Here is a 24495-nt window from a genome sequence, read left to right on the forward strand (position 1 = left end):
ACGAGGCCGCTATACCATGAAGCTTTCGCCGCAGCCGCAGGCGCCCTTGGCGTTGGGATTGTCGAACACGAAGCCGGCAGTGAAGTCGTCCTCGCGCCAGTCCATCGTCGAACCGACGAGATAGAGGACCGAGGCACCATCGATGTAGAACGTGCCGCCGGGCGTCTCGATCTTCTCGTCGAACTTATCTTCTGACGTGACGTAATCGACCGAATAAGCGAGCCCCGAACAGCCGCGGCGCGGCGTCGACAGCTTGACGCCGATCGCATCCTCCGGCGCCTTCGCCATCAGGTCCGCGATGCGCTGCTCCGCGCTTTGGGTGAGGTTGACGGCGGCCGGGCGCTGTCTCGTTTTCGTATCGCTCATCACAGCATTCCCAGTTCGAGGCGCGCCTCGTCGGTCATCTTGTCGGGGCCCCAGGGCGGGTCCCAGACGAGGTTGACCTCCGCATCGCGCACGCCCGGCACGCTGGCGGCGCGCAACTCGACCTCGCCCGGCATGGTTTCGGCGACGGGGCAATGCGGGGTGGTCAGCGTCATGGTGACGGTGACGTCCTTTTCCTCGTCGACTTCCACGCCGTAGATGAGGCCGAGATCGTAGATGTTGACCGGAATTTCCGGGTCGTAGATTTCCTTCAGCGCGTCGATCACGGCCTGCTGCAATTCGCCGCCGGGTCCGCTAACCGCCGTTTCCTCGGGCTTTTTGGCAAGGAAGCCTTCGAGATAGTCGCGCTTCCGTTCGAGCTTGGCCGAGGCGCTTTCGCTGTCCTCCAGCGGCGCATCCGACACGCGGGCGCGCGGCGGCTTGGCCAGCGTATCCACCACCTGCTCGTTGGGCGCGGGCGCCGCGATGAAATCCTTTTCCTGTTCTTCGCTCATCATGCTTATCCTCAGGCGAAAATCTTCTGCGTCCGTTCGATACCGCGCAGGAGCGCGTCGATATCGCTTTCGTCGCTGTAGAGGCCGAAACTCGCCCGCGCCGTCGCGGGAACGCCCAGATGCGCCATGAGCGGCTGCGCGCAGTGATGACCGGCCCTGATCGCCACGTTTTCCTCGTCCAATATGGTGCCGAGGTCGTGCGGATGAACCCCTTCCATTACGAAAGAGACGATTCCGGCAGATTTTTCCGGTCCCAGCAGCCGCACAGAATTGACACTCTGCAGGGCCGCGCGGGTCTTGGCTGCAAGCGCGCTTTCATGCGCGAAAAGCCCTTCCATGCCGCCGGGGCCGGCGACCTTCTCGACATAGTCGATGGCCGCGTGAAGCGCGATCGCCTCGCAGATCATCGGCGTGCCCGCCTCGAAGCGTTGCGGCGGCGGCGCATAGGTCGATTGCTCGAAGGCCACCTGCTCGATCATCGCGCCCCCGCCCTGCCATGGCGGCATCGCATCGAGCAGCTTCTCGCGCGCCCACAATACTCCGATGCCCGTCGGACCGTAGAGCTTGTGACCCGAAAAGACGAAGAAATCGCAATCGAGTTCGTCCATGTCGAGCCGCATACGCGGGGCGGACTGGCAGCCGTCGAGCAGCAGCTTCGCGCCGACCGAGTGCGCCGCGCGTGCCGCGCGCTGTGCGCCGAGGATCGAGCCTAGGACATTGGATACATGGGCCAGCGCGACGATCTTGTGCCGCTCGGTCAGCATCGCTTCCAACGCGTCGAGATCGATCAGCCCGTTCTCGGTCAGCGGGCAGACGTCGATTGCCGCGCCGGTCCGCTCGGCGATGAGTTGCCAGGGGACGATGTTGGAATGGTGTTCGAGTTGCGACAGGACGATCCGGTCGCCTTCCTTGAGGTTCGCTGCGCCCCAGCTTTGCGCGACGAGGTTGATGCCCTCGGTCGCGCCGCGCACGAAGACGACCTCGTTCTCGCTTGCCGCGCCGATAAATCGCGCAACCCGCTTGCGCGCCGCCTCGAAGCCCAGCGTCATGTTCGCGCTGCGCCCGTAGACGCCGCGATGGACCGTGGCATAGTCTTCGCCCAGGGCCCGCGCCATCGCGTCGATCACGGCCCGCGGCTTTTGTGCGGTCGCTGCCGTGTCGAGGTAATGCCACGGATCGCCGTCCGCGGTCACCAGCCCCGGAAAGTCCGCCTTGCGCGAAAGGGTCTCGGTTTCGTTCACAGATGCTTGTCCAGCTTGGCGATGGCGGCATCCATCATCCTTTCCCGTTCCGCCTCGTCATCCAGTGCGACGAAGGCATCGGCGAGAAACGCCCGGACGAGCAGCTTGCGTGCGTCTTCGGGAGGAATGCCGCGCGCCGCCATGTAATACCGCGCCATTTCGTCCATCTGCCCGACGGTCGCGCCGTGCTCGCACTTCACGTCGTCGGCATAGATTTCGAGCTGCGGCACGGCGTTGGCGCTCGCGCCCTTGTCGAGCAGCAGCCCCTTGAAGCTCTGCGCCGCATCGGTCTTCTGCGCATCGCGGACGACGTCGATCCGGCCGAGAAAATTGCCGGTCCCGCGGCCCCAGTGAACGCTCCGCACGGTCTGGTTCGAAGTGGCGCGGGGTTCCTCATGCGCCACCCGCACGACGAATTCGCGGGTCGTCTCGCGCCCGCCCAAAGTCACGCCGCCGAGTTCGAAATGCGCAGCCTCTTCCAGCATTGCGACGATTTCTATGCGACTGAAGAGCCCGCCGCCATTGACCGCGAAGATCTCGCAGCGCGCGCCCTTGCCGATGCGGATGCGCAGGCGGGTGAGTTCGACCTTGTCGTCATCGGGCACGACGAAGCACTCGCGATAGGTCTCGCCGGGGGGAACGGTGATGTCGCGCCAGGCATCGAAGGTGCCGAGGTCCATTCCCTCGAGCGCGTCGATGTCGGAATAGCGCCAGGCCTCGTCCTTGCTGGTCGGAAGAATCACGCTTTCGCTCATACGCCAGCCCTTTCCTCGGCGAGGGCGATCGCTGCCTGCCGTTCGTAGTCGCTGATGCAGGGCACCGTCGTCTCGACGAGGGCATTGATCCGCGCACGTCGTTCCGGTGCAGCATCGTCGGAGGCGTAGGCTGCGTCCATCGCGTCCTCGATCGGAGTAAAGCAGGCGATCATCGCGTCGCAGCGGATCGCATCGACTTGAGCATCGCCGCTCGACTTCGTCGTCTCGCAGGACAGGCCCGTATCGTCCTTGCCGAGGCGTCCCTTCCAGTCCTTCAGCCGCTCGGCGATGACGACGATTTCCTGCTGGACGTCCTCGAGCATCGGTTCGGCGGTGTCGGCGGGGGCCGCCTGCATCAGCAACAGGCTGGAGATTATCGCGATGCTCATGCTGCCATCACCTCGTCATAGCCCTGCTCTTCGAGTTGTTTCGCAAGATCGGGGCCGCCGGTCTTCACGATCTGTCCGCGACTGAGGATATGGACGTAATCGGGGCGGACATAGTCGAGCAGGCGCTGATAGTGCGTGATGATGAGCACGCCCTTGTCGGGCTTGCGCATGATCGCGTTGATGCCTTCGCCGACGATGCGCAGGGCGTCGATGTCGAGGCCGCTGTCGGTCTCGTCGAGCACTGCGAATTTCGGATCGAGAATGCCCATCTGGACCATTTCCGCGCGCTTCTTCTCGCCGCCCGAGAAGCCGACATTCACCTGCCGCTTGAGCATGTCCATGTCGAGTTTCAGAAGCGCGGCCTGTTCCTTTGCGTGTTTGAGGAACTCGCCGCCCGACAGCGGCTCCTCGCCCCGCGCCTTGCGCTGGGAGTTCAGGGCTTCGCGCAGGAACTGGACGTTGGAGATGCCGGGGATCTCGACCGGATACTGAAAGCCCAGGAACAGGCCCGCCGCGGCGCGCTCATGCGGTTCCATGTCGAGCAGGTCCTGTCCCTCGAACGTAACCGAGCCGGCGGTCACCTCGTAGCCGGGCCGGCCGCCGAGCGCATAGGACAGCGTGGACTTGCCCGCGCCGTTCGGCCCCATGATCGCGTGGATCTCGCCCGCGTTCACTTCGAGGTCGAGACCCTTGAGGATCTCGGTTTCGCCGACTTTCGTATGTAGGTTTTCGATTTCAAGCATCGTTATTTCTTCTTTTTCGTGAATAGATAGCCGCCCCAAATTGCGAGAAATACGGCGATCCAAAACAGGAGTGTCTGGCCGGTGCTCAAGTCACCCATAGTGCGTCCTTACAGCTTTTGGATTCATCATTGGCATTGGCTAGCGAATTGATCCTTGGCGGTGAAATTCGCGTGTGGTGCCGCTGCGCTGCTGCGGAGCGGCGCGTTCGCGGCGCGGCTTGTCGAAGGGTTTCTGCAATTCGGCAAAGATCGTCTGTTTGATCGGTTCGAGGTCGCCCATGACCTCTTCCTCGGTAAAGCGCAGGACGCGCACGCCGACATCGGCAAGCTTGCGGTCGCTCAATTCCGCGATCTTGCGCTCCGCCTCGCCGCCGGAGGAAATCTCGATCACCAGCCAGCGCGCCTTGCAGGCGAAGTCGACAATCGAGGAACCCATGACGACCTGCCGGGTGAAGGCAAAATTGCCAATCCCCTTATCCTTCAGGATCGACCACATCCGCTCCTCCGCCTCGCTCGGATTGCGGCGATTGTAGCGGGCGCGGTCGTGCAGCTTGTCCTTGCGCGCCTCGGACACGTTCCAGGCGGAGGTTTTGTCCGCCTTCTCGGCTGCGGACGAACCGAGGGAAAGTTTCTTGCGTTCGCTCATGTAATGACGCTCGGCAGTTCGAGGGGGAGGCGGTCGCGGGTCAGGTCGCCGCCCTGGCGGGCATCGATGATGCGGACCGAGACATTGCGGATCGCCGTGAGAAGGGCGGCGCGCTCGGCACGATAGTCGAAATCGGCCAGCAGCACGCGCGACTGGGCAATGTCCGCAAACGCATCGAAGAACGGGGCGCAGGCGGCGTGGCTCTCGTCGAACACCACATCGGCGGACAGGTCGGTTTCGATGCGCGCCTCGATCTCGAAGGACAGGCACTGCTCATATTGCGCGAGAAGCAGTTGCTCGGGTGGACCGGTCACGACATCGCCATCGGGCGGCAGGACGGGGCTACCCGAAAGCTGCGCGCCGGTGATGAGGGCCGCGCCAAAAATCGTCGTCATCGTCATGCCGAATTCCTTTCGCGTAAGATTGCTGCCCGGTCATTCCGGCGGAGGCCGGAATCGAAAGCTGCGGAGCACTGCCCCGAGTTGCCCTGGACCCCGGCCTGTGCCGGGGTGACGGTTGAGGATGGGGCAAAATTGCTCATCCGACCGAGCCTTCCAGACTGATCGCGAGCAGCTTCTGCGCCTCGACCGCGAACTCCATCGGCAGCTGCTTCATCACGTCCTTGGCGAAGCCGTTGACGATGAGGGCCACTGCCTCTTCCTCGTCCAGTCCGCGCTGCATCGCGTAGAACAGCTGGTCCTCGGAAATCTTGGACGTCGTCGCCTCGTGCTCGATGGTCGCGGTCGGGTTCTTCACCTCGATATAGGGGACGGTATGCGCCCCGCATTCGCTGCCGAGCAGCAGGCTGTCGCACTGCGTGAAGTTGCGGACATTGTCGGCGTTCGGCCCGACGCGGACGAGGCCGCGATAGGTATTGTCCGACTTGCCTGCCGAAATGCCCTTGGAAATGATCGTCGAGCGGCTGCCCTTGCCGTTATGGATCATCTTGGTGCCGGTATCGGCCTGCTGGTGATTGTTCGTCACCGCGACCGAGTAGAACTCGCCCACGCTGTCCTCGCCGTTCAGCACGCAGGACGGATATTTCCAGGTCACCGCGCTGCCGGTTTCGACCTGGGTCCAGCTGATCTTGCTGCGCGCACCCTGACACAGCCCGCGCTTCGTGACGAAGTTGTAGATGCCGCCCTTGCCGTTCGCATCGCCGGGATACCAGTTCTGGACGGTCGAATATTTGATCTCGGCATCTTCCATCGCGACCAGTTCGACGACCGCTGCGTGCAGCTGGTTCTCGTCGCGCATGGGCGCGGTGCAGCCTTCCAGATAGCTGACATAGCTGCCTTTTTCGGCGACGATCAGCGTGCGCTCGAACTGGCCGGTATTTTCCGCATTGATGCGGAAATAGGTGCTCAGTTCCATCGGGCAGCGCACGCCCTCGGGGATGTAGACGAAGGTGCCGTCCGAGAAGACCGCGCTGTTCAAGGTCGCGAAATAGTTGTCGCGCTGCGGCACGACCTTGCCGAGCCACTTCTTCACGAGGTCGGGATATTCGCGGATCGCTTCCGAAATGCTGCGGAAGATCACTCCGGCGCTTTCCAGCTCTTTCCGGAAAGTCGTCGCCACCGACACGCTGTCGAAGACCGCATCGACGGCAACCTTTCGCGCGCCCTCGACCCCGGCAAGCACTTCCTGCTCCGCGATGGGAATGCCGAGCTTGTCGTAGACTCGCTTGATCTCCGGGTCGAGTTCGTCGAGCGATTCGAGCTTCGGCTTGGCCTTGGGTTCGGCGTAGTAATAGGCGTCCTGATAGTCGATCGCGGGATAGCCGATCTTGGCCCAGTCCGGCTCCTTCATGTCCAGCCACAGGCGGAACGCCTTGAGGCGCCATTCGAGCATCCACTCGGGCTCCTTCTTCTTGGCGGAGATGAAGCGGACGGTGTCCTCGTTCAGACCCTTGGGGGCGAAATCCTGCTCAATGTCGCTCGCCCAGCCATGCTCGTATTCGGAGGAGCGGGCGACCGCTTCCCTCGCCTCTCGGTCCATTTCGTCCCGGTCGATTTCCGGTTTCGTGTCGATCTGGTCGGTCATGCAGGTTCCATCGTAGAGATAAGTTCGGGCGTCGGCACAGCCGCAGCGGGGAGCCGCGCGAGCCGGTCGAGAGTGATTTCGGAAAGCGCGCCGCGCATCGCCTCGTTGACGAGGGGCCAGTGCGGCTTGACGCTGCAACTGTCATGAAGAGAGCAGTCGGCCTTGGTTTCGTCGACGCAGGCGGTGAGCGCGATCGGCCCCTCGACCGCCTCGACGATGTCGGTCAGCGTGATCGCCGCGGCGGGCCGGCCAAGTTGCAGTCCGCCCTTCGCCCCGCGCTCCGAGCGGAGCAGGCCCGCGCCCGACAGCTTGCTGACGATCTTCTGCACGGTCGGGGCGGGCAGGGCGGTCTCGCGCGCCAGTTCGCTGGCCGAAACCCGCCCCCCGCCGCAATGGCGGGCCGCGGCGCACATCGTCACGACGGCGTAATCGGCTAGGTTCGAAAGGCGCATGGCGGGCCGTTGAGCTCCAAATCGGACAGGATCGTTCCGAATTGCACGTAAGAGCGCCAAAACGCCCTTTCAACGCAAATCCCCTTGTTGCGAGTCGTTAGCATTTCCGCGAATTTTTGCGCATCCGAAAGGCAAAGCCCCTTCAAAGACGCGCGATGTTTGGGCAAGGGGCAGGGCGAGATGACCGCTGCCAGTGACCTGCCCCCGCCGCCCCCGCTCGCCGACCTCGCCGAAGCGCGGCCCGTCGCCCTGTTCCTCGACTTCGACGGAACCCTTGTCGCCATTGCCGACGGACCCGATGCGATCGTCGTGCCGGACGGGCTGGCCCGCGCTCTCGAAGCCTCGTCCGAGCGGCTGGCGGGGCGGCTCGCACTCATCAGCGGCCGGGCGCTCGATGATCTGGCGAAGCATCTCGGCCCCCTCGCACTGGCGCAGGCCGGCTCGCACGGCGCACACCGGGTCACGGCGACGGGCGAGGTGCTGGGCGACCGGCCCCGTCCGCTCGATCCCGCAGTCGTCGCCGCCCTGGCGGAGTTCGCCGCGGCAACCGACGGTGTGCTAAAGGAGACGAAGGAGCATGGCGGCGCGCTGCACTATCGCGGCAATCCGGCGAGCGAGCCGCAGGTAATCGCCTTCATGGAAGAGACGGCGCGCGCCAACGACCTCGCCGTCAAGCGCGGCAAATGCGTCGTCGAACTGGTGCGGCCCGGCGCGGACAAGGGCGGGGCGGTCGCGGCCTTTCTCGCAATTGCCCCCTTCCAAGGTGCGCTGCCGGTCTTTATCGGTGACGATGTAACGGACGAGGATGGCTTCAAGGCGGCAACGAAGGCCGGCGGCTTCGGCATATGTGTCGGGGACCGCGGCGAAACCGCAGCCAGATACGCATTGCCCGACCCGGCGGCGGTGCATGACTGGCTCCAACTGGAATTGAACGGATGACCGAAACGAACGGGGCGAGCGAGCCCGGCGAGGCAGGCGGACACACGCAGAACCTGAGGCTGTGGCCGATCGGGAATTGCCAGATCAGCACCCTCATCGACGAGCGCGCGGGGATCGTGTGGGGCTGCGTCCCGCGTGTCGACGGCGATCCGGTGTTCTGCGCGCTGCTGAACGGCGAGAACGACGAGGTCGGCGTGTGGCGCTTCGAACTCGAAGGACAGGTTTCTGCGGAGCAGCATTACGAGCGCAACACGGCGGTCCTCGTTACGAAACTGACCGCCGAGGATGGCAGCGCCGTCGAAATCCGCGACTTCTGCCCGCGCTACGAGAATGCGGGGCGGATGTATCGGCCCGTCGCCGTCGCGCGGATCGTGCGCCCGGTCGCAGGAGCACCACGCCTGCGGGTGCGCCTTGCCCCGATGCGCAATTACGGCTCTCACCTTGCCGCGACCACGCATGGCACGAACCATGTGCGCTATCTCGTAGGCGACCAGGCAATGCGCCTCTCGACCGATGCACCGGTCGGCTACATTCTCGAAGAGCGCAGCTACCGCGTCGAAGCGGACCAGCATTTCTTCCTCGGCCCGGACGAACCCTTTTCCGGCAACGTCCGCTCCGAAGTGCGCCGGATGCTCGAACTGACGCGCAAATACTGGCAGTTGTGGGTGCGCGGCCTCGCGACGCCGATGGAATGGCAGGACGAGGTGATCCGCTGCGCGATCACGCTGAAGCTATGCCAGCACGAGGAAACGGGCGCGATCGTCGCCGCGCTCACCACCTCCATCCCGGAGGCACCGGGTTCGCAGCGCAACTGGGACTACCGCTTCTGCTGGATCCGCGACAGCTATTACACGGTGCAGGCGTTGAACCGCCTCGGCGCGCTCGACGTTCTCGAGAAATACCTCGCCTATCTGCGCAATCTCGTCGACCAGGCGGCGGGCGGCCAGATCCAGCCGCTCTATTCGGTCATGGGCGCGGCGCAGCTCGAGGAAGGCATGGCGGGCGACCTTGCCGGTTATCGCGGCATGGGTCCGGTCAGGATCGGCAATGCCGCCTACGAACAGGTTCAGCACGATTGCTACGGGCAGATCGTCCTGCCGACGGCGCAGGCGTTCTTCGACCGGCGGCTGTTGCGGATGGCGGATGAGGGCGATTTCGAAAGCCTCGAACAGGTCGGGGACATGGCCTGGAAGATGCACGACCAGCCCGATGCCGGCCTGTGGGAATTTCGCACGCGGCAGGAAGTCCATACCTATTCCGCCGTGATGAGCTGGGCCGCCTGCGACCGGCTGGCGAATGTGGCCGAGCGCCTCGGCAAGACGGACCGCTACGAATTCTGGCAGGACCGGGCCAACCGCATCCGCGAGACGATCGACAAGAACGCCTGGAAGGAAAACGGGCAGGGCGGCCATTACACCGCTTCCTTCGAAAGCGACTATCTCGATGCGAGCCTGCTGCAACTCGTCGAACTGCGCTTCATCGATCCGTCCGACGAACGGTTCCTCTCGACCTTCGCGATGATCGAGAAGGAGTTGCGGCGCGGCGAACACATGCTGCGCTATGCGGCGGAGGACGATTTCGGCGCGCCAGAAACGGCCTTCAACATCTGCACCTTCTGGCTGATCGAGGCATTGCACCTCGTCGGGCGGGACGAGGAAGCGCGCCAGCTGTTCGAAGCGATGCTGGCCCACCGCACGCCCTCGGGGCTGCTATCCGAAGACCTCGATTTCGAAACGGGCGAATTGTGGGGGAATTTCCCGCAGACCTACTCGCTGGTCGGGATCATCAACTGTGCCGGCCTCCTGTCGCGCAAATGGAACGCCGTGCGTTGAGCTTGGTTGGTTTGGCATGAGCCGCCTCGTCGTCATATCGAACCGCGTCGCCATCCCCAATGCGCGCGGCGCGGCCGGTGCGCAGGGTGGACTGGCCGGCGCGTTGCAAGCTGCGCTCAAGAAACATGACGGCATCTGGCTCGGCTGGTCGGGCGAGGAAAGCGAAGATCCGGAGCGCGAGCCGCATATCCAGACCAACCAGGGCGTGACCACCGCGACCATCGACCTCGCGCCGCAGGACGTTGAGGAATATTACAACGGCTACGCCAATTCGACGCTGTGGCCGCTGTTCCACTACCGCATCGACCTCACCGAATATGAGCGCGAGTTCGGCAAGGGTTACGAGCGGGTCAACGACCTGTTCGCCAATGCCGCCGCCGACCTCATCGAGGAAGACGACCTCATCTGGGTCCACGACTATCACTTCATTCCGTTGGGCGAGCGGCTGCGCGCGAAGGGGCTGAAGAACAAACTCGCATTCTTCCTTCACATTCCCTGGCCGCCGACGCGGTTGCTCGTCTCGCTACCCTATCACGAGCGGCTGGTGCGAACGATGCTGGAATACGACCTCGTCGGCTTCCAGAGCGAGGAATGGCTGGAAAGCTTCCTGCATTTCTGTCGCAAGGAACTGGGCGCGGACGTGGACGAGGAAACGGGACGCGTCTCGCTCGGCGAGCGGACGACGATTGCTCGCGCCTATCCGATCGGCATCGACTACGATCATTTCATGGCGCAGGGCGACACGGACGAAGCCCGGCAGGCCTATGACAGCGTCGTTGCCAGCACGCGCAAGCGTATCTCGATGATCGGTGTCGACCGGCTCGACTATTCCAAGGGCCTGCCCGAACGCATGGACGGCATCGCCCGCTTCTTCGACCGCTATCCCGAAAAGGTGCGCGATCTCGTCTATATCCAGATTGCTCCGCCGAGCCGGGAAAGCATCGATTCCTACCAGGACATTCGCGAGACGCTGGAACGCAAGACGGGCCAGATCAACGGTGCGCTGTCCTGCGTCGATCTCGTGCCGATCCGCTACGTCAATCAGGGTCATTCGATGGCCGAACTGTTCGGCATCTATCGCGCCTCGAAGATTGGCCTCGTGACGCCGCTGCGCGACGGCATGAACCTCGTCGCGAAGGAATATGTCGCGGCGCAGGATCCGGAAGACCCCGGCGTCCTCATCCTCTCGCGCTTTGCCGGGGCCGCGTTGCAGATGCAGGATGCGATCCTCATCAATCCGCACAGCGCCGACGACATCGCGCATGGCATAAGGCAGGCGATGGACATGCCGCTCGACGAACGCAAGGAGCGGTGGGAGCGGCTGAACGACAGCGTTCGCGAGGACAATGTCGCCGAATGGACGCGCGACATCATCGAGGATCTGCGCGCTCTCGAAACCTGAGAGGCTTACTCGGCCGCGTTTTCCCGCGCGAGGGCACGATGGCCGATGTCGCGTCGGCAGAAGCCGGTTGGAAAATGAATGGCATCGATAGCCGCGTAAGCCTTGTCCCGTGCCGCGCCGATATCGGCTCCGCGAGCGGTGACATTGAGGACGCGCCCGCCATTCGCGACCAATCCGCCATCGTCGCCTCGTTTGGTGCCCGCGTGGAAGATCTTGGTGCCTGTGTGGATGTTCTCGGCATCCTTGAGGCCGCTTATCGTGCCGCCCTTTTCCGGCGTTCCGGGATAGCCGTTTGCGGCGAGAACGACAGTGATAACAGTGTCTTGCGCGAGTTCGGGCGCCGTCTTGCCGAGCGAACCGGTGGCGCAGGCATGGAGCAGTTCGCCGAGATCCGAAGTCATCCGCGACAGGATCGCCTGGCACTCCGGATCGCCGAAGCGGGCATTGTATTCAATGAGTTGCGGGCCTTTTTCGGTCAGCATGAGCCCTGCGAAGAGAACGCCCGAATAGGGACGACCTTCGGCTGCCATGGTCGTGACGGTCGGCCTGATGATCTCGTCCATCACCTTGTTTTCCAAGGATTTTGTCAGGACGGGGGCGGGGGAATAGGCGCCCATGCCGCCGGTATTGGGTCCGGTATCGCCCCCGCCGACGCGCTTGTGATCCTGCGCACTGGCGAGAAAAACGATGTCATTTCCGTCGGTTAGCGCGAAATAACTGACTTCCTCGCCCTCGAGATATTCCTCGATGACGACTTCGGCCCCTGCCGAACCGAACTTGCCGTCGAACATTTCTGCCAGTGCTTCCTGCGCTTCCTCGCGGGTTTCCGCGATGATGACGCCCTTGCCTGCCGCCAGTCCGTCAGCCTTGAGCACGAACGGCGGATCGAACTGCTTCAGCGCGCCCCATGCCTGTTCGAGCGAAGAGGTCCGGATATACCGCGCCGTGGGGATGCTCGCCCGGTCGCACAACTCCTTAGTGAAGGACTTGCTGCCCTCGAGCTGCGCTGCATCTGCCGAAGGGCCGAAAACCGCCATGTTCGCAGTACGCAGACTGTCGGCCAGACCATCGACCAGCGGTGCTTCCGGACCGATGACGACGAACTCGACCTTATTGTCGCGGCAGAATTGGACGACAGCGCCATGATCGGCAGTGTCGAGCGGCACGCAGCGCGCCCCTTCTTCCGCCATTCCGGGGTTGCCCGGACTGGCGAACAGCGTATCCCCGTCCCCCGCGAGCAGGCTGGATTGCATCAGTTTCCAGCATAGCGCATGTTCGCGACCACCGCTGCCGATCAACAGGATATTCATGGCTTCACCTTCGCAATCCGGGAATGACAGCGGCCTCCTAGCGCGCGAAGCGGCAGGCGACAACGCGCACGCCTATTCCGTCAGCGAGATATCGAACGCGCTCAAGCGGGTCGTGGAGGATCGCTTCGGTCATGTCCGCCTGCGCGGCGAGCTGTCGGGCGTGAAGCGGGCGGCCTCGGGTCATCTCTATTGCGCGCTGAAGGACGAGAAGGCGGTCATCGACGGCGTCATGTGGCGCGGTAATGCAGGAAATCTTGCCTTTCGCCCGGAGGACGGGCTGGAAGTGATCGCGAGCGGCAAGCTGACGACCTATGCCGGCCGCTCGAAATATCAGATCGTCATCGACACGATGGAACTTGCCGGCGAGGGCGCGCTGCTCGCCCTTCTCGAAAAGACCAAGGCGCGGCTTGAGGGGGAGGGGCTGTTCGCTGCCTCGCGCAAGCGCCCCTTGCCCTTTTTGCCCGACCGTATCGGTGTCGTCACGTCACCGACCGGGGCGGTCATCCGCGATATCCTGCACCGTCTGGCCGACCGCTTCCCGAGCGAGGTGCTGGTCTGGCCGGTCCTCGTGCAGGGGCAGGATGCGGCGCGGCAGGTGTCGGAAGCCGTCCGCGGTTTCGGCGCGCTTCCGGAAAGCGGCCCGATGCGGCGCCCCGACTTGCTGATCGTCGCCAGGGGCGGAGGCTCGATCGAGGATCTGTGGTCCTTCAACGAGGAAAGCGTGGTCCGCGCAATCGCCGAATCGCCGGTTCCGGTCATCAGCGCGGTCGGGCACGAAACCGACACGACGCTTGCCGATTTTGCCGCGGACCGCCGCGCACCTACCCCGACGGCAGCGGCGGAGATGGCGGTTCCGGTGCGTATCGATCTGGCGGGTTTCATTGCCGACCTCGCCCATCGCCAGCAGAAATGCGCGATGCGCCCGGTATCGCTCGGGCGCGAGCGGCTGGCTGCACGATCGGAGCGCTTGCCGCAGCCCGGCAGCCTCCTGCAACCGCAGATGCAGCGCCTCGACGAGGCGTCCGAAGCCCTGCGTTGCGGCCTGCAGGATCGCGCGGTGGAGGCTCGCGAACGGCTTCAGTCCGATGCGGCGCGACTGTCCGCCCCGCTATTGCGCCAGCGCTTTCGGGAAGCCCGAACCGCGCTTGCCAATACACGGCTCGCCCCACGCCTCATCGTCCAGCGCATCGCGCGGAAGGGCGAATTGCTCGACAATCAGAGCCGCATCTTCGCCTCGCTCGATCCCAAGGCGCCCCTGCAGCGCGGCTTTGCGCTCGTGCGCGACGGGGAGGGCACGCTGCTGACGAGCGAGCAACAGGCGGTGCAGGCCGATGCGCTCGCGATCGAGTTCAAGGACGGCACGCTTCGCGTGGGGCAACAATCTTCCCGCCCGACGACGCCTGCCCCGCGAACGAAGCCCCGTACGCCAAAGAAGGACGGTCCGCCGGAAAATCGCGGCCAACAGGATTTGTTCGGTTAATCCCATCTGTGTTAGAGGCATCGACTATGTTGATGTCTTCGAGTGATGATGGAGCGAAACTCCAATACGGCCCCAACGGCTTTCGCGTGCTGCGGACCGGGAACCACGTTTATTGCGCCATGTCGGGCGTTGCCATTCCGCTGGAAGAGCTGCGCTACTGGAGCGTCGAGCACCAGGAGGCCTATGCCAGCGCGCAGCTTGCCACGCAGCGCCTGACCGAGGGCACGTGATGCGGCGAGCCGCGATGCTGGGCCTGGCCGGGCTTTGCGCAGCCTGCGTCCCCTCCCCGCAAGCCGATAGCCGCAATTCCGCCAATCCCGCCCAGGACCGCGAGGTGGTCGAGCCGATCGCGGTAGAACAGGTTCTGCCCGAACCCGAACCCGAGCCTGCCGGACCGACGACGTTCGTCTATGACGGTGAGTTGACGCAAGGCGGCTGGATCAGGGGACAGGCGCCGGCGGGAACGCGCAGCGCGCGCCTTGGCGAGCAGGAGCTGACGCTGGATGCGAAAGGCCGGTTCTTCGCTGCCTTCGACCGCGATCAGGGGCCGGCGATCCGGCTGGTCGCGACACGGGCCGACGGAAAGACGATCGAGAGCCCGATCGCTGTCTCGCCGCGCGACTGGAACATCGAGCATGTCGATCTCGCGCGGAATATCAGCAATCCCTCGCAGGCCTTTCTCGACCGCCGCCGCCCCGAACTCGAAGCGATCGGCACGGCACGGGCGAACGAGACGGGCAGCGAGGGCTGGCGGCAGGATTTCGTCTGGCCGGTCAAGGGGCGCATTTCGGGCCGGTTCGGCTCGCAGCGATATTATCGCGGCGAAGCGGGAAGCTATCACAGCGGGATCGACATCGCGCCGGGGGCGGGCGTCGCCTACGTCGCGCCGGCGGACGGCGTCGTGACGCTTGCGCGCGAGGGGTTCAGCCTCGAAGGCGGGCTCATCATCATGGATCACGGTCAGGGCCTCAACAGCGCGTTCCTCCATTCCTCGCGCCTGCTGGTAAGCGAAGGGCAGCGGGTGAAGCAGGGTGAGCCGCTCGGCCTCGTCGGCGATACCGGCAGCGCGCGCGGGGCACATCTGCACTGGAGCCTGAAATGGAAGGATGCGCGGCTCGACCCGCTCCTGTTCACGGGGCCGATGGACTGATCCTCGACTGAAGCGAGGCGAAGCATTCGTCTATGCGGAAATTTCGCCTGTTCCTAGGATTATGCGTAGCGATTGCACTCGCGCCCGGCACGTTCGTCAGGACGCCGAAGCCGCCGCGCGACGTCACTTCGCCGGTCGCGGTCTCCCCCCTTCCCATACCCGAAGGCGGGACGGTCGGAAGCTTTGCGATCGACGGGCTGCGGGAGTTGTCGAGCGGCAACGATCGCTTCGGCGGGTATTCCGCGCTGACCTTCCTGCCAGACGGCCGCCTCATCGCCGGGAGCGATGCCGGGAACATCCTGGTCTTCACGCCGCCCGAACCGGGTGCTTCCGCGCTGATCGAGGCGGCGCAGATCGGGCAGTTCGCCCCCGGACCGGAGCAGGACAAGCGCGATGTCGATCTGGAAGCGCTGACCCGCGACCCTGACACCGGGACCATCTGGGCGGCATACGAGCAGACAAACACGATCGAGCGCTACGACCCCGATCTGAAGCGGACCGGCCGGATCGCGCCCGAGGCTCTGTCCGACTGGAACTTCAATTCGGGACCGGAAACCCTGCTGCGCCTGCCGGACGGCAGGTTCCTGGCCATTGCCGAGGGGGGCAGCGGCTGGCTGTTCGGGCTGTTGGGAGATGTGACCGCGCATCGCGCGGCGGTTTTCGCGGGCGACCCGCTCAAAGAACCCGAAACGCGCGAGACGGTCTTTCGTAGCCCGCCCGAATACCGCCCCGTCGATGCGGCCATGCTGACGGAGGATCATGTCCTTATCCTGTTGCGCGATTTCGTTCCGGCCCTGCCGCCGCGCTTTCGCTCCGCATTGCTGGTCGCCAGCCTCGATAACATCGACCGGTCGGGTGAGTGGAGCGGCGCAGTGCTCGCGCGGATCGAACCGCCCTTGCCGAGCGAGAATTTCGAAGGGCTCGCAACCCGCCGCGACGCGGACGGATCGGTGATCGTCTGGCTGATCGCCGACGACAATTTCAGCGCGAATCAGCGGACCCTGCTTTACAAGCTGCGGCTATCCGCGAGGCAATTGCCCAAATGAAAAGGCGCCGGACTCTCGTCCGACGCCCCGATCTTTAGCCAGATAGCAGACCGTCAGGCGGCCTTGTCGGCCTTCAGCAGTTCGCGCTTCACCTTGCGGGCATTGGCGGACAGCTTCTCATCCTTCGTCTTGCGCAGCCAGTTGTCGAGACCGCCATTGTGCTCGACCGAGCGCAGGCCGTGGGTGGACACGCGGAACTTGAATGCGCGGTCCAGCTTCTCGGAAAGCAGCGTGACGTTCTGCAGATTCGGCAGGAACACGCGCTTCGTGCGGTTGTTGGCGTGGCTGACATTGTGGCCGGTCAGACGACCCTTGCCCGTAAGTTCGCAAATGCGCGACATGATTGATCTCGTCTCGAATTGATTCGGCCAGGATGCCGATGTTGTTCGGAAAGGCGCGCGCTTAACCGCCGGCCGCCGTTTCGTCAAGCGGCTCCATGCATCATTGCCGCCGCCCCATGGGTTCGTTAGCACGCTGCGCAGGATGGCGAAATGGTCTCTACCCGAACCGATGGCGCATGCGCTGAGATTGGCCGAGGCAGCGGCGGCGACCGGCGAAGTTCCGGTGGGGGCGGTCGTCGTCAAGGACGGGCAGGTTATCGGCGAAGGTCACAATGCTCCACGTGGAACGTTCGACCCGACAGCCCATGCGGAGATTGTCGCGATCCGCGCTGCCGCCGCCGCGCTCGGCAGAGAGCGCCTCGAAGGGTGCGATCTCTGGGTCACGCTGGAGCCCTGCGCGATGTGCGCAGGAGCCATATCTCATGCCCGGATTGCGCGGCTTTATTACGGCGCGAGCGATCCGAAAGGCGGCGCGATCGAGCATGGCGCCAAATTGTTCGAGCAGCCGCAGACGCTGCACCGGCCGGAGGTGTATTCGGGGATCGGGGCGGGACAGGCGACGGACCTCCTGACCGAATTCTTCAGGCGGCGGCGATAGTGTCCCGTCACTTCTGAACTTTTGGATTGTCCCGCTGCACGTCGTCTGCGACGATAACCTATGCTTGAACTGATTTTGAGTGGAGCAGCGGCGATAAGCCTGCCCGAGATCGATAGCGGCACTTTCAGGGCCATTCGCCTTCTCGGCTCGACAACAGCAATCGAACTGTTTGTCGATCCGGCCGGCGAAATTCTCCAATGCGACGTCCTTTATCCTGCTGCGAGCGAGCGCGAAGTGCAACGCACCTGCGATCCGGTTATCGGGCGTATCGTGGAAGAACCCGCCAGAAATGTGGGAAGCGATCCCGTCCATGGGGAAATTCTCCTGATGCGTGTCGAACGAGGCGAGCGGCCAAGTTTCCAGTTCAAAAGCGATTTCGAAATTTCGGTTAAGCGCCTACCGGACGACGCCGAGCGATCCAGGGTCTCGCTCGTGGTCCTGATGGATGAAAACGGAGCAATCGCTGATTGCATGGGCGAGGAAGGGGCGGATACCCCTCTCACCGAAATAGCTTGCTCCCAAGCCGGACTTCTCCAATTTCCAGTCAGGCAGGGGAGCGATGGCAAGCCTGTCTCTCATGTCAGACATCTGCTTGCGGACTTCGTTGCCGAGGAAGCTGACCGTCAGGCAGATTAGCTCAGCTGTGTAATCAGTGCTGGGCGTCGCAGGGCGCACGACAGGGGCCCATCTCCTACAGCCCGCGCCAGATCTTCGCAGCTTGCTCGTTCCCCGCGCCGAAGCGCCGCCGATCGCAGGCTTTCGGACGGAAGCGCCGGTCGTAGCAAAGGCGTAGCTCCTGAAGCCAGCCACGCTCGTTCAGTTTCACGCCGACCGCAGCTTCGCTCCAGCCTTTATTCGCCGCCGCGAACAGGCTCCGCACATCCCCCGCCGTCAGGTCGGGCTTGTGCGAAAGCGCGTCGAAGTCTGGCCACGCGAGCGAATCGTAGAGGATGCGGGTAATGTTGAAATAGGTTTCGGGCCGCCTCGTCATGCACGCACCATGCTTTGCCCACTGACGCGCGATGAGGGCGGCGGAGGGCACAGTGCACAGGTTCCTGCGGATCGTCGCGGGCGTCGGTTCGCGGCGCGTCGCGCACCATTGGGGCCAGCTGTTGCCCCTGCTTTCTGGCCATAACCCGTGCACGACGAAACCGAAGGTTCCGCTACTGCCGGAACATTGAAACCGCTGCGCGGCGGCGGCTTCGCGGCCCTTGCAATATTCGGGCGACCACGAAAGCGCGAGCGTGTAGCCGGTCACGGCGAGAGGGCGCGACGGTCCGTCGGGGCGAACCTGCGGGACGCTGACCTTGGGCGGGATGCGGCACTGATAGGCCTGGGCAAGCCCCGCAGCAGGCGCGACAAGGCACAGCAGCGGCGCGATGAGGCGCGCTGTCCGCCGCATTACCGCATGCGAACGTCGGTATCGTGCTCGCGCTTCGGGCGCCTCTTGCCGGCAAACCACTCTTTCGCATCCTGCTTGAACAAGAAAACGATGGCCGCGAGTTGCAGCGCCGTCACAAGCAGGGAAAGGATCAGCGCGAAGCCGCTCAGCGTAGCGAGCGTCCCAGGCAGCATGACGAGGCCGAGGACGGTGAAGACAACGAGGATCCACTTGGCGATGTTGCTCGCCTTGCGTGCGATGAAGAACCAGAAGAGCAGGTTCACCCCGAGCACGAACAAGCCGATGAAAATGGCGAATCCGGAACCGAGCTGTGCGGTTGCCGGGTCGTCCGCGAGCGTCGCCTGCGTATCGCCGAAGGAGATGATCATGTTGACGATCCCTAGCGCAATGCTCGCCAGGAACAGTTTCTCGAACATTCGTATTGAATCTGGTCGCGTCATTGTTTGCCCCCTCCCGAAATTGGAAAGGCCAGTGTGTGCGCCCCCGGCAAGGAGCGCAAGGCTTATCCCGCGGAAGGCGAGCGAAGCGGCTTGAAGTCGAGGCCGATATCCGCCGCAGGGGCGCTTTGCGTCAGGCGGCCGACGCTGACGTAATCGACGCCTGTCGCAGCTTTCGCCCTGATCGTGTCGAGATCGATGCCGCCGCTCGCCTCGGTCGGGACGCGGCCGTTCACGATGTCCACGGCTTCGCGCAGCATCTCGGGCGGCATATTGTCGAGGAGGAGGTGGTCGGCTCCGGCCATGATCGCCGGTTCGATCTGGTCGAGCCGGTCCACTTCGCAGATGATCTTCGCCACGCCTGCATCGCGAGCCCGGGAAACCGCCGTTCCCACATCGCCGGCAACCGCGACATGGTTGTCCTTGATCATCGCCGCATCCCACAATCCCATGCGGTGATTGCTGCCGCCGCCCATGCGAACCGCATACTTTTCGAGATGGCGCAGGCCAGGTATGGTCTTGCGCGTATCGAGCAGGGTGCAGCCGGGATTGTCCATCGCATCGACATACTGCCGAACCATGGTCGCAATTCCCGAGAGATGCTGCACGGTGTTCAGAGCGCTTCGCTCCGCCGTCAGCAGGGCTCGCGCCTTGCCCTCGACATGCAGGAGATCGGTACCCGCAGGCACCCGCTCACCATCCTTGACCAGCATCTCGACATCAATGTGCGGATCGAGTTCGCGAAAGAGTGCTTCCGCTATCGGCAGGCCGGCCACCGTGATGGCATCGCGGCTGTCCATGACCCCGGAAAAGCGCGCATCGGCGGGAATGACGCTCTCGCTCGTCACGTCGCGACCACCGCCGGGCAGGCCCGCGCCGAGGTCCTCCGCAAGCGTATCGCGAACGAATTGCTCGAGGTCGAAGCCGGGAAGTTGAAAGCCGCTCAAATGCTATACCGAGTCGCGGATCAATGCACGAAGCGGGCGACGACGTCGCGGTAAGAGCGCGAAACCTTCACCTCGGCACCCGAATCCAGCACGAGGAAGCATTCGCCATTGGTATGCGGCTTGACCTGCCGGACCTGATCGAGATTGACGATGGTCGAGCGGTGGACCCGCTGGAATGTCCGCGGGTCGAGCCGCCGTTCGAGATCCTTCATCGTTTCGCGCAGGATCAGCGAATTGTCGCCCGTGTAGATGCACATGTAGTCGCCTGCGGCCTCGATGTGCTCGATGCTGTCGACCTCTACGCGGAAGATCTGGCCGCGATCCTTCACATTGATCAGTTTCTCGAAGCGATCGCTGCTTTCGCCCTGCTGCTCGCCGAATTCCTCAGCGACGCCGGGGGCCACGTCGGCGAGCACGTTCTTCAGCTTTTCCGCCTCTTCTGCGGACCGTTTCTCCGACAAACGATGCCGCACGCGCTCGATCGTGTCGGCCAGCTTGTCCTCGTCGACGGGCTTCATGAGATAGTTCACCGCATTCGCTTCGAAGGCGCGGATGGCGTGCTCCTCGAACGCGGTGACGAACACGAAGAGCGGCGGTTCGATTTCCATGACGCCTTGGACAACACTAAAGCCGTCGAAACCGGGCATCTGAATGTCGAGGAAGACGAGATCGGGCTTTTGCGTCTTGATCGCCCGGATCGCTTCGCGTCCATTGGCGCAGGTTCCGATGATCTCGATGTCCTTGTGCGGCTCCAGCCTCAGCTGAAGACCCTGGATCGCCAGTTTTTCGTCATCGACGAGAAGTGTTCGAATGGTCATTGGGGTCAACTTCCAGTTTTCGGGGTGGCGAATTCGGATACAACGCTGGTCGCCAGCGAGGGTTTCGCCGTCTCTCCGCGTCGCTTGGCTGCGGCCAGCTTCGCTGCTTCCGTTTCGTCCACCTCATAGGGGATTTCGATGACGACCATGAAGCCGCCATCGATGGGGGTTCTGATTTCGAATCTGTGATCTTCGCCATAGGCCTGAGCGAGCCGATTACGAATATTCGCGAGACCAACGCCCGTAGAAACGGGACGAGCGCCCCCGCGGGCCGGTGCGCCCCGGGCCGTCGCCCAGTCTTGCTCGCGACGAAGTCCCGGTCCGGTGTCGCTTACGGCAATGCGCAAGCGGTCGCCCATGCGCTGTGCGACGAGACTGATCTTGGCGCCTTCCTCTTGCGGCGAAACGGCGTATTTGATTGCGTTCTCGACCAGCGGCTGCAGCAGGAGAGACGGCAGGCAGGCGACCGCCGCCTCGTGCTGGACGCGGAACGACGTGCGCAAGCGTTCTTCGAAACGCATCCGTTCGATGTCGAGATAGAGTTTCAGGGTCTCGATTTCCTGATCGAGCGTTACCTTGCCGCTCGGCTGGGTGATGAGCGTGTGGCGAAGGAAGGACGAAAGCCGCGTCAGCATCGCATTGGCGGGCTCCGTCTGCTTCAGGAGAACGAGCGTGCTGATCGAATTCAACGTGTTGAACAGGAAGTGCGGATTGAGCTGATAACGCAGCATGTCGAGTTGCGCGCTTGCCGCCTGCGCCTCGAGGCGCAGCATTCGGTCGGCCTGCTGCTCGATTTGCAGGTAGAAATTGATGGCGTAGTAGAGCGCGGACCATGCGCCGAGCAAGGTCAGGTCGAAGAAGAAGATGCCGATGAGCAAGGGTCCGAACGCCCCTTCCGCGCCAGGGCGGTAAAGCGTGATGACCCAGCTGTTGATGAAGGCGAACAGGAGGACGGCGAAGGCTAGTGCGACGCCGCTCAGACCCCAGGCGATAAGCGGTCGGCGGTGCAGCAACTGGCGATAGATGACCGAAAGGACGAGACTGATCGAGAAACCGGTAATCATCTCGATCAGCGTGACGACGAGAAAGCTCAGTTCCTGCCCGCCCGACAGCGCCGATGCGGAGCGCAGGATGAAGGCCCCGCCCCAGCCGATGAACTGGAGGTTCCAGAATGCCCGGTTCTTGTTGTCGAAGAACGGCGTCGGTTTGATCGGCAACACGGCCATTATTCGCCTCCCTTAGCCGAATTGTGCTATGTCTTGCCAGCGGCTAGGATTGTTCCGGCACGCAGGAGAGACGAATGAGCAACGAGACAAGGACAGAAGCGGCCCTCGCCCATGATGCGATGGAGCGGGCGAAGTTTCGGGAGATGAAGGAAGGCACGAAGGAAGACTGGGCCAAGATCGGATCGCAATACATGGCTTTTGCCAAGGACCTGCCCGACCGCGTGCTCGACCATCTGCGCCTGCTCGACGGAGATTTCGGCGGCTTCCCGGTCTGCCGCCTCGAACATTCGTTGCAGACCGCCACACGCGCCTATCGCGACGGGCGGGACGAGCAGTATGTCGTCATGGCGCTGCTGCATGACATCGGCGATACGCTGGGAACCTACAATCATCCCGAGGTCGCGGCCTCGATCATCAAGCCCTTCGTCTCGGAAGAAATTCACTGGATTTGCCAGAACCACGGTGCGTTTCAGGGCTATTACTACTTCCATTTTCTCGGCATGGACCAAAACGTGCGCGAGCAGTTCCGCGACCACGAACATTTCGATGCCTGCGCGGAGTTCTGCGAGAAATACGACCAGGCCGCCTTCGACCCCGATTACGAAAGCGAAAGCCTCGAATTTTTCGAGCCGATGGTTCGACGGGTCATGGCCCGACCGCTCAAATCGATGTACGCCAAGGCTGCGGAGAACGCCGAAGCTGCCTAGTTGGCGCGCAAAGGCGCGACATCCCGCCGGAAATGCCAGCGCCAGTCGGCCGAGCCGGTTTCGGCAAGCAGCGGTTCGATAAGCGCTATTTCGGCAGCGATGAATTTCGCCCGTTCGTCCCAGCCGTCATGCGTTCGCTTGCGCAATAGCCCGCCATCATGCCGTGGCCCCCAGCGGGTCATAAATTCCTGTGCTGCGCGTGGGGAATAACCTGCATTTGCGAGCAGCCAGGGCATCAGCCGATCCGCTTCCCGCTCGGTCGCCCTGACATTGCTCCTCTTCCGCCCCGCGGCATCGAGCCACTTGCGATGGCCGAGCAGATTATGTGCGAGTTCATGCGCGATAGCTGCCGCGAGCTCGGGTTCCGCGTAGGCGAAGCCGGGAAACTCGTACCCGAAGATCACGCGCCTTCCTTCTGCCATCGCATCCGTTCCCTTGCCGCGCAATTCGAACCAGGTCGGGCAGGCCTGAACCGGCGACAGCGCTTCGCCGCGCGGCGTCCCGTCAGGCTGCTGCCAGCCGATGATCGCGGGGCGCGACAGGGCGAGTTCCTCCCCGATTGCTGCGCGTACGTCTTCGAGCCGCTGCCAAGCTGGTTCGGTAAAGGGAAAGTCGCGCTCCACCATGACTTCGTTGATCGAGTGGATGGTATCGTTCGGTTGCAGACCCGCTCGGTCGGCGGGCGATCCGGCAGCGACAGCCTGTACCGCGATGTCGCCCGAGAGGCCCAGCGCGCGCCTGACGCCATCGGCGTCGCTATAGGTAGCCGCATCGTGCAGCAGGAATCCCGCGGCGGGCTCCGCATTCTCGCAAAAGGCGGCATTGCCGGTGACGAGCTTCCACCCGATCGAGAACAGGCGCGCTTCCCGCGCCTGCCAGGTGGTTACTGCAGCCTGCGTATCGGCCTGTTTCGCTGGTGCCTGCGCGCTCGCTGCGACAGGCGCGAGAGCAAGCATTGCGGCGATCGCTAGCCGCAGCAATATCATCGTCAGCCGGCCTGCGGGGCGTCGATGGCGCTCTTCAACTGCTCGTAGCCGACGGCACCTTCGATCAGCTGCCCGTTGACCACCCAGCTCGGCGTCCCGGAAAAACCGAGTTCTCGGGCGAAACCGATGTTTTGCGCCAGTTCGCGTGCCGCCTCTTCGGATGAGGCGAAAGCGTTTGCCTGATCCATGTCGAGCCCTGCCTTCTGCGCAGCGGCAAGGATGCTCGCTTCGTCGGTCGATCCGGCTTCGAACATCGCGTGGTAGAAGGCGGGGTATTTACCCTGCCGCGCCGCAGCCAAGGCCATGCGAGCAGCCTGGTCGCTGCCCGGAAAAATGGGATACTCGCGCACGACGACCTTCAGGTCCGGATCCTGTGCGACGAGCCGATCGATATCCTCGGTGCTCGCCCGACAATAGCCACAGGCATAATCGGTAAATTTAACGAGTGTCTTCGAACCGTCGGGGTTACCTAACACCGCGCCGGGAAAGGCGGTGGTCACCTGCGACTGGATCGAACCCAGCCGCTCCTCCATCTGCGCTGCCTGATAGGCTTCCGCCATTTCCGGCAGTATCTCGGGATTGGCGACGAGGTATTCGCGCGTATTGGCATCGCCGAGGCCGCTGAAGGACCACAATGCCGCCCCGGCAAACCCCGCCACGAGTGCGACGATCGCCGTCACCAGATATTGCCGCATGTACTTCCCTCGTCTGAATTTGCGTGGATCGAT

General features: G+C 63.5%; 29 protein-coding genes. 10 read left to right on the forward strand and 19 right to left on the reverse strand.

What is annotated here, in order from left to right; all coding sequences use genetic code 11:
- Window positions 1-9: 9 nt before the first annotated feature.
- From GRI38_RS12685 to GRI38_RS12730, 10 genes are all read right to left on the reverse strand, one after another.
- On the reverse strand, window positions 10-366 hold the full coding sequence (locus tag GRI38_RS12685; protein WP_202389986.1) for a HesB/IscA family protein: 357 nt from the start codon (window positions 364-366) through the stop codon (window positions 10-12).
- Complete coding sequence (locus GRI38_RS12690) at window positions 366-878, reverse strand: SUF system Fe-S cluster assembly protein (protein WP_160684905.1); 513 nt, start codon at window positions 876-878, stop codon at window positions 366-368. Before GRI38_RS12690 ends, GRI38_RS12685 begins: the two co-directional genes overlap by 1 nt.
- Before the next feature lie 11 nt (window positions 879-889).
- A complete protein-coding gene (locus tag GRI38_RS12695; protein WP_160684743.1) occupies window positions 890-2119 on the reverse strand; it encodes a SufS family cysteine desulfurase in 1230 nt (409 codons plus the stop codon).
- Entirely contained in the window at window positions 2116-2874 is a 759-nt protein-coding gene (locus tag GRI38_RS12700) for a SufD family Fe-S cluster assembly protein (protein WP_160684746.1), read from the reverse strand. Before GRI38_RS12700 ends, GRI38_RS12695 begins: the two co-directional genes overlap by 4 nt.
- Window positions 2871-3263: a hypothetical protein gene (locus GRI38_RS12705; RefSeq protein WP_160684749.1), complete on the reverse strand. Its 393-nt coding sequence runs from the start codon at window positions 3261-3263 to the stop codon at window positions 2871-2873. The genes GRI38_RS12700 and GRI38_RS12705 overlap by 4 nt, the downstream gene beginning before the upstream one ends.
- Window positions 3260-4006: a Fe-S cluster assembly ATPase SufC gene (sufC, locus tag GRI38_RS12710; protein ID WP_160684752.1), complete on the reverse strand. Its 747-nt coding sequence runs from the start codon at window positions 4004-4006 to the stop codon at window positions 3260-3262. Before sufC ends, GRI38_RS12705 begins: the two co-directional genes overlap by 4 nt.
- Before the next feature lie 138 nt (window positions 4007-4144).
- The gene (locus tag GRI38_RS12715; RefSeq protein WP_160684755.1) at window positions 4145-4651 is read right to left on the reverse strand and encodes an endonuclease domain-containing protein; all 507 of its coding nucleotides are present in this window, start codon (window positions 4649-4651) and stop codon (window positions 4145-4147) included.
- Window positions 4648-5052, reverse strand: a complete 405-nt coding sequence (locus GRI38_RS12720; RefSeq protein WP_160684758.1) for a hypothetical protein — start codon at window positions 5050-5052, stop codon at window positions 4648-4650. The genes GRI38_RS12715 and GRI38_RS12720 overlap by 4 nt, the downstream gene beginning before the upstream one ends.
- A 136-nt stretch (window positions 5053-5188) precedes the next feature.
- Window positions 5189-6694: a Fe-S cluster assembly protein SufB gene (sufB, locus tag GRI38_RS12725; RefSeq protein ID WP_160684761.1), complete on the reverse strand. Its 1506-nt coding sequence runs from the start codon at window positions 6692-6694 to the stop codon at window positions 5189-5191.
- Window positions 6691-7146 carry an SUF system Fe-S cluster assembly regulator gene (locus GRI38_RS12730; RefSeq protein WP_160684764.1) on the reverse strand — a complete coding sequence of 152 codons (456 nt, stop codon included), beginning with the start codon at window positions 7144-7146 and terminating at the stop codon, window positions 6691-6693. Before GRI38_RS12730 ends, sufB begins: the two co-directional genes overlap by 4 nt.
- Window positions 7147-7326: 180 nt before the next feature.
- Between GRI38_RS12730 and otsB the strand changes: the two genes are divergently transcribed.
- The 3 genes from otsB to GRI38_RS12745 are packed head-to-tail and all read left to right on the forward strand — an operon-like array spanning window position 7327 to window position 11319.
- Window positions 7327-8085 (forward strand): trehalose-phosphatase, encoded by a 759-nt coding sequence (gene otsB, locus GRI38_RS12735; protein ID WP_160684788.1) that lies wholly within the window; start codon window positions 7327-7329, stop codon window positions 8083-8085.
- The gene (locus tag GRI38_RS12740) at window positions 8082-9917 is read left to right on the forward strand and encodes a glycoside hydrolase family 15 protein (RefSeq protein WP_160684791.1); all 1836 of its coding nucleotides are present in this window, start codon (window positions 8082-8084) and stop codon (window positions 9915-9917) included. Before otsB ends, GRI38_RS12740 begins: the two co-directional genes overlap by 4 nt.
- 16 nt (window positions 9918-9933) lie before the next feature.
- Window positions 9934-11319 (forward strand): alpha,alpha-trehalose-phosphate synthase (UDP-forming), encoded by a 1386-nt coding sequence (locus tag GRI38_RS12745; RefSeq protein ID WP_160684794.1) that lies wholly within the window; start codon window positions 9934-9936, stop codon window positions 11317-11319.
- Between the two features lie 5 nt (window positions 11320-11324).
- Here the strand turns inward: GRI38_RS12745 and purD are convergent, their stop codons facing one another.
- On the reverse strand, window positions 11325-12629 hold the full coding sequence (purD, locus tag GRI38_RS12750) for a phosphoribosylamine--glycine ligase (RefSeq protein WP_160684797.1): 1305 nt from the start codon (window positions 12627-12629) through the stop codon (window positions 11325-11327).
- Between purD and xseA the strand changes: the two genes are divergently transcribed.
- Genes xseA through GRI38_RS12770 form a run of 4 tightly spaced genes read left to right on the forward strand, consistent with a single transcriptional unit; the run spans window position 12628 to window position 16305 of the window.
- Window positions 12628-14109 (forward strand): exodeoxyribonuclease VII large subunit, encoded by a 1482-nt coding sequence (gene xseA, locus GRI38_RS12755; RefSeq protein ID WP_160684800.1) that lies wholly within the window; start codon window positions 12628-12630, stop codon window positions 14107-14109. The genes purD and xseA overlap by 2 nt on opposite strands.
- Window positions 14110-14135: 26 nt before the next feature.
- Entirely contained in the window at window positions 14136-14339 is a 204-nt protein-coding gene (locus tag GRI38_RS12760) for a DUF2093 domain-containing protein (RefSeq protein ID WP_160684803.1), read from the forward strand.
- Window positions 14339-15259: a M23 family metallopeptidase gene (locus tag GRI38_RS12765; RefSeq protein ID WP_160684806.1), complete on the forward strand. Its 921-nt coding sequence runs from the start codon at window positions 14339-14341 to the stop codon at window positions 15257-15259. Before GRI38_RS12760 ends, GRI38_RS12765 begins: the two co-directional genes overlap by 1 nt.
- Before the next feature lie 32 nt (window positions 15260-15291).
- Window positions 15292-16305 (forward strand): esterase-like activity of phytase family protein, encoded by a 1014-nt coding sequence (locus GRI38_RS12770; RefSeq protein WP_160684809.1) that lies wholly within the window; start codon window positions 15292-15294, stop codon window positions 16303-16305.
- Between the two features lie 53 nt (window positions 16306-16358).
- Here GRI38_RS12770 and rpmB read toward each other — a convergent pair whose 3' ends face one another.
- Entirely contained in the window at window positions 16359-16646 is a 288-nt protein-coding gene (gene rpmB / locus GRI38_RS12775) for a 50S ribosomal protein L28 (protein WP_160684812.1), read from the reverse strand.
- Between the two features lie 142 nt (window positions 16647-16788).
- Here rpmB and GRI38_RS12780 point away from each other — a divergent pair, with 142 nt between their 5' ends.
- Together GRI38_RS12780 and GRI38_RS12785 are read left to right on the forward strand one after the other, a co-directional pair.
- Complete coding sequence (locus tag GRI38_RS12780) at window positions 16789-17244, forward strand: nucleoside deaminase (protein WP_160684815.1); 456 nt, start codon at window positions 16789-16791, stop codon at window positions 17242-17244.
- Between the two features lie 60 nt (window positions 17245-17304).
- Window positions 17305-17880 carry a hypothetical protein gene (locus GRI38_RS12785; RefSeq protein WP_160684818.1) on the forward strand — a complete coding sequence of 192 codons (576 nt, stop codon included), beginning with the start codon at window positions 17305-17307 and terminating at the stop codon, window positions 17878-17880.
- 55 nt (window positions 17881-17935) lie between these two features.
- On the opposite strand, the gene GRI38_RS12790 is transcribed toward GRI38_RS12785, so the two are convergent.
- From GRI38_RS12790 to GRI38_RS12810, 5 genes are all read right to left on the reverse strand, one after another.
- A complete protein-coding gene (locus GRI38_RS12790) occupies window positions 17936-18646 on the reverse strand; it encodes a ribonuclease T2 family protein (RefSeq protein WP_160684821.1) in 711 nt (236 codons plus the stop codon).
- On the reverse strand, window positions 18646-19086 hold the full coding sequence (locus GRI38_RS12795) for a hypothetical protein (RefSeq protein ID WP_160684824.1): 441 nt from the start codon (window positions 19084-19086) through the stop codon (window positions 18646-18648). Before GRI38_RS12795 ends, GRI38_RS12790 begins: the two co-directional genes overlap by 1 nt.
- Window positions 19087-19148: 62 nt before the next feature.
- Window positions 19149-20030 (reverse strand): carboxylating nicotinate-nucleotide diphosphorylase, encoded by an 882-nt coding sequence (gene nadC / locus GRI38_RS12800; RefSeq protein ID WP_160684827.1) that lies wholly within the window; start codon window positions 20028-20030, stop codon window positions 19149-19151.
- A gap of 20 nt (window positions 20031-20050) precedes the next feature.
- Window positions 20051-20848 (reverse strand): LytR/AlgR family response regulator transcription factor, encoded by a 798-nt coding sequence (locus GRI38_RS12805; RefSeq protein ID WP_160684830.1) that lies wholly within the window; start codon window positions 20846-20848, stop codon window positions 20051-20053.
- A 5-nt stretch (window positions 20849-20853) separates the two neighbouring features.
- Window positions 20854-22074, reverse strand: coding sequence for a sensor histidine kinase (locus tag GRI38_RS12810; RefSeq protein WP_160684833.1), 1221 nt, complete (start codon window positions 22072-22074; stop codon window positions 20854-20856).
- A 74-nt stretch (window positions 22075-22148) separates the two neighbouring features.
- Between GRI38_RS12810 and GRI38_RS12815 the strand changes: the two genes are divergently transcribed.
- Window positions 22149-22781, forward strand: coding sequence for an HD domain-containing protein (locus tag GRI38_RS12815; RefSeq protein ID WP_160684836.1), 633 nt, complete (start codon window positions 22149-22151; stop codon window positions 22779-22781).
- On the opposite strand, the gene GRI38_RS12820 is transcribed toward GRI38_RS12815, so the two are convergent.
- Entirely contained in the window at window positions 22778-23737 is a 960-nt protein-coding gene (locus GRI38_RS12820; RefSeq protein ID WP_160684839.1) for a PDZ domain-containing protein, read from the reverse strand. The two genes, GRI38_RS12815 and GRI38_RS12820, sit on opposite strands and share 4 nt — an antisense overlap.
- A gap of 32 nt (window positions 23738-23769) precedes the next feature.
- Window positions 23770-24462: a DsbA family protein gene (locus tag GRI38_RS12825; protein WP_160684842.1), complete on the reverse strand. Its 693-nt coding sequence runs from the start codon at window positions 24460-24462 to the stop codon at window positions 23770-23772.
- Between the last annotated feature and the right edge of the window lie 33 nt (window positions 24463-24495).

The organism is Parapontixanthobacter aurantiacus (assembly GCF_009827635.1).
Lineage (GTDB): Bacteria > Pseudomonadota > Alphaproteobacteria > Sphingomonadales > Sphingomonadaceae > Parapontixanthobacter > Parapontixanthobacter aurantiacus.

Bases quoted from the DNA above. Each gene is read 5' to 3' on its own strand.
- GRI38_RS12685 (WP_202389986.1), bottom strand. From the start codon at position 366: ATGAGCGATACGAAAACGAGACAGCGCCCGGCCGCCGTCAACCTCACC.
- GRI38_RS12690 (WP_160684905.1), bottom strand. From the start codon at position 878: ATGAGCGAAGAACAGGAAAAGGATTTCATCGCGGCGCCCGCGCCCAAC.
- GRI38_RS12700 (WP_160684746.1), bottom strand. From the start codon at position 2,874: ATGAGCGAAAGCGTGATTCTTCCGACCAGCAAGGACGAGGCCTGGCGC.
- GRI38_RS12705 (WP_160684749.1), bottom strand. From the start codon at position 3,263: ATGAGCATCGCGATAATCTCCAGCCTGTTGCTGATGCAGGCGGCCCCC.
- sufC (WP_160684752.1), bottom strand. From the start codon at position 4,006: ATGCTTGAAATCGAAAACCTACATACGAAAGTCGGCGAAACCGAGATC.
- GRI38_RS12715 (WP_160684755.1), bottom strand. From the start codon at position 4,651: ATGAGCGAACGCAAGAAACTTTCCCTCGGTTCGTCCGCAGCCGAGAAG.
- GRI38_RS12720 (WP_160684758.1), bottom strand. From the start codon at position 5,052: ATGACGATGACGACGATTTTTGGCGCGGCCCTCATCACCGGCGCGCAG.
- sufB (WP_160684761.1), bottom strand. From the start codon at position 6,694: ATGACCGACCAGATCGACACGAAACCGGAAATCGACCGGGACGAAATG.
- GRI38_RS12730 (WP_160684764.1), bottom strand. From the start codon at position 7,146: ATGCGCCTTTCGAACCTAGCCGATTACGCCGTCGTGACGATGTGCGCC.
- otsB (WP_160684788.1), top strand. From the start codon at position 7,327: ATGACCGCTGCCAGTGACCTGCCCCCGCCGCCCCCGCTCGCCGACCTC.
- GRI38_RS12740 (WP_160684791.1), top strand. From the start codon at position 8,082: ATGACCGAAACGAACGGGGCGAGCGAGCCCGGCGAGGCAGGCGGACAC.
- GRI38_RS12745 (WP_160684794.1), top strand. From the start codon at position 9,934: ATGAGCCGCCTCGTCGTCATATCGAACCGCGTCGCCATCCCCAATGCG.
- xseA (WP_160684800.1), top strand. From the start codon at position 12,628: ATGGCTTCACCTTCGCAATCCGGGAATGACAGCGGCCTCCTAGCGCGC.
- purD (WP_160684797.1), bottom strand. From the start codon at position 12,629: ATGAATATCCTGTTGATCGGCAGCGGTGGTCGCGAACATGCGCTATGC.
- GRI38_RS12760 (WP_160684803.1), top strand. From the start codon at position 14,136: ATGTTGATGTCTTCGAGTGATGATGGAGCGAAACTCCAATACGGCCCC.
- GRI38_RS12765 (WP_160684806.1), top strand. From the start codon at position 14,339: ATGCGGCGAGCCGCGATGCTGGGCCTGGCCGGGCTTTGCGCAGCCTGC.
- GRI38_RS12770 (WP_160684809.1), top strand. From the start codon at position 15,292: ATGCGGAAATTTCGCCTGTTCCTAGGATTATGCGTAGCGATTGCACTC.
- rpmB (WP_160684812.1), bottom strand. From the start codon at position 16,646: ATGTCGCGCATTTGCGAACTTACGGGCAAGGGTCGTCTGACCGGCCAC.
- GRI38_RS12780 (WP_160684815.1), top strand. From the start codon at position 16,789: ATGGCGAAATGGTCTCTACCCGAACCGATGGCGCATGCGCTGAGATTG.
- GRI38_RS12785 (WP_160684818.1), top strand. From the start codon at position 17,305: ATGCTTGAACTGATTTTGAGTGGAGCAGCGGCGATAAGCCTGCCCGAG.
- GRI38_RS12790 (WP_160684821.1), bottom strand. From the start codon at position 18,646: ATGCGGCGGACAGCGCGCCTCATCGCGCCGCTGCTGTGCCTTGTCGCG.
- GRI38_RS12795 (WP_160684824.1), bottom strand. From the start codon at position 19,086: ATGACGCGACCAGATTCAATACGAATGTTCGAGAAACTGTTCCTGGCG.
- GRI38_RS12805 (WP_160684830.1), bottom strand. From the start codon at position 20,848: ATGACCATTCGAACACTTCTCGTCGATGACGAAAAACTGGCGATCCAG.
- GRI38_RS12810 (WP_160684833.1), bottom strand. From the start codon at position 22,074: ATGGCCGTGTTGCCGATCAAACCGACGCCGTTCTTCGACAACAAGAAC.
- GRI38_RS12815 (WP_160684836.1), top strand. From the start codon at position 22,149: ATGAGCAACGAGACAAGGACAGAAGCGGCCCTCGCCCATGATGCGATG.
- GRI38_RS12820 (WP_160684839.1), bottom strand. From the start codon at position 23,737: ATGCTTGCTCTCGCGCCTGTCGCAGCGAGCGCGCAGGCACCAGCGAAA.
- GRI38_RS12825 (WP_160684842.1), bottom strand. From the start codon at position 24,462: ATGCGGCAATATCTGGTGACGGCGATCGTCGCACTCGTGGCGGGGTTT.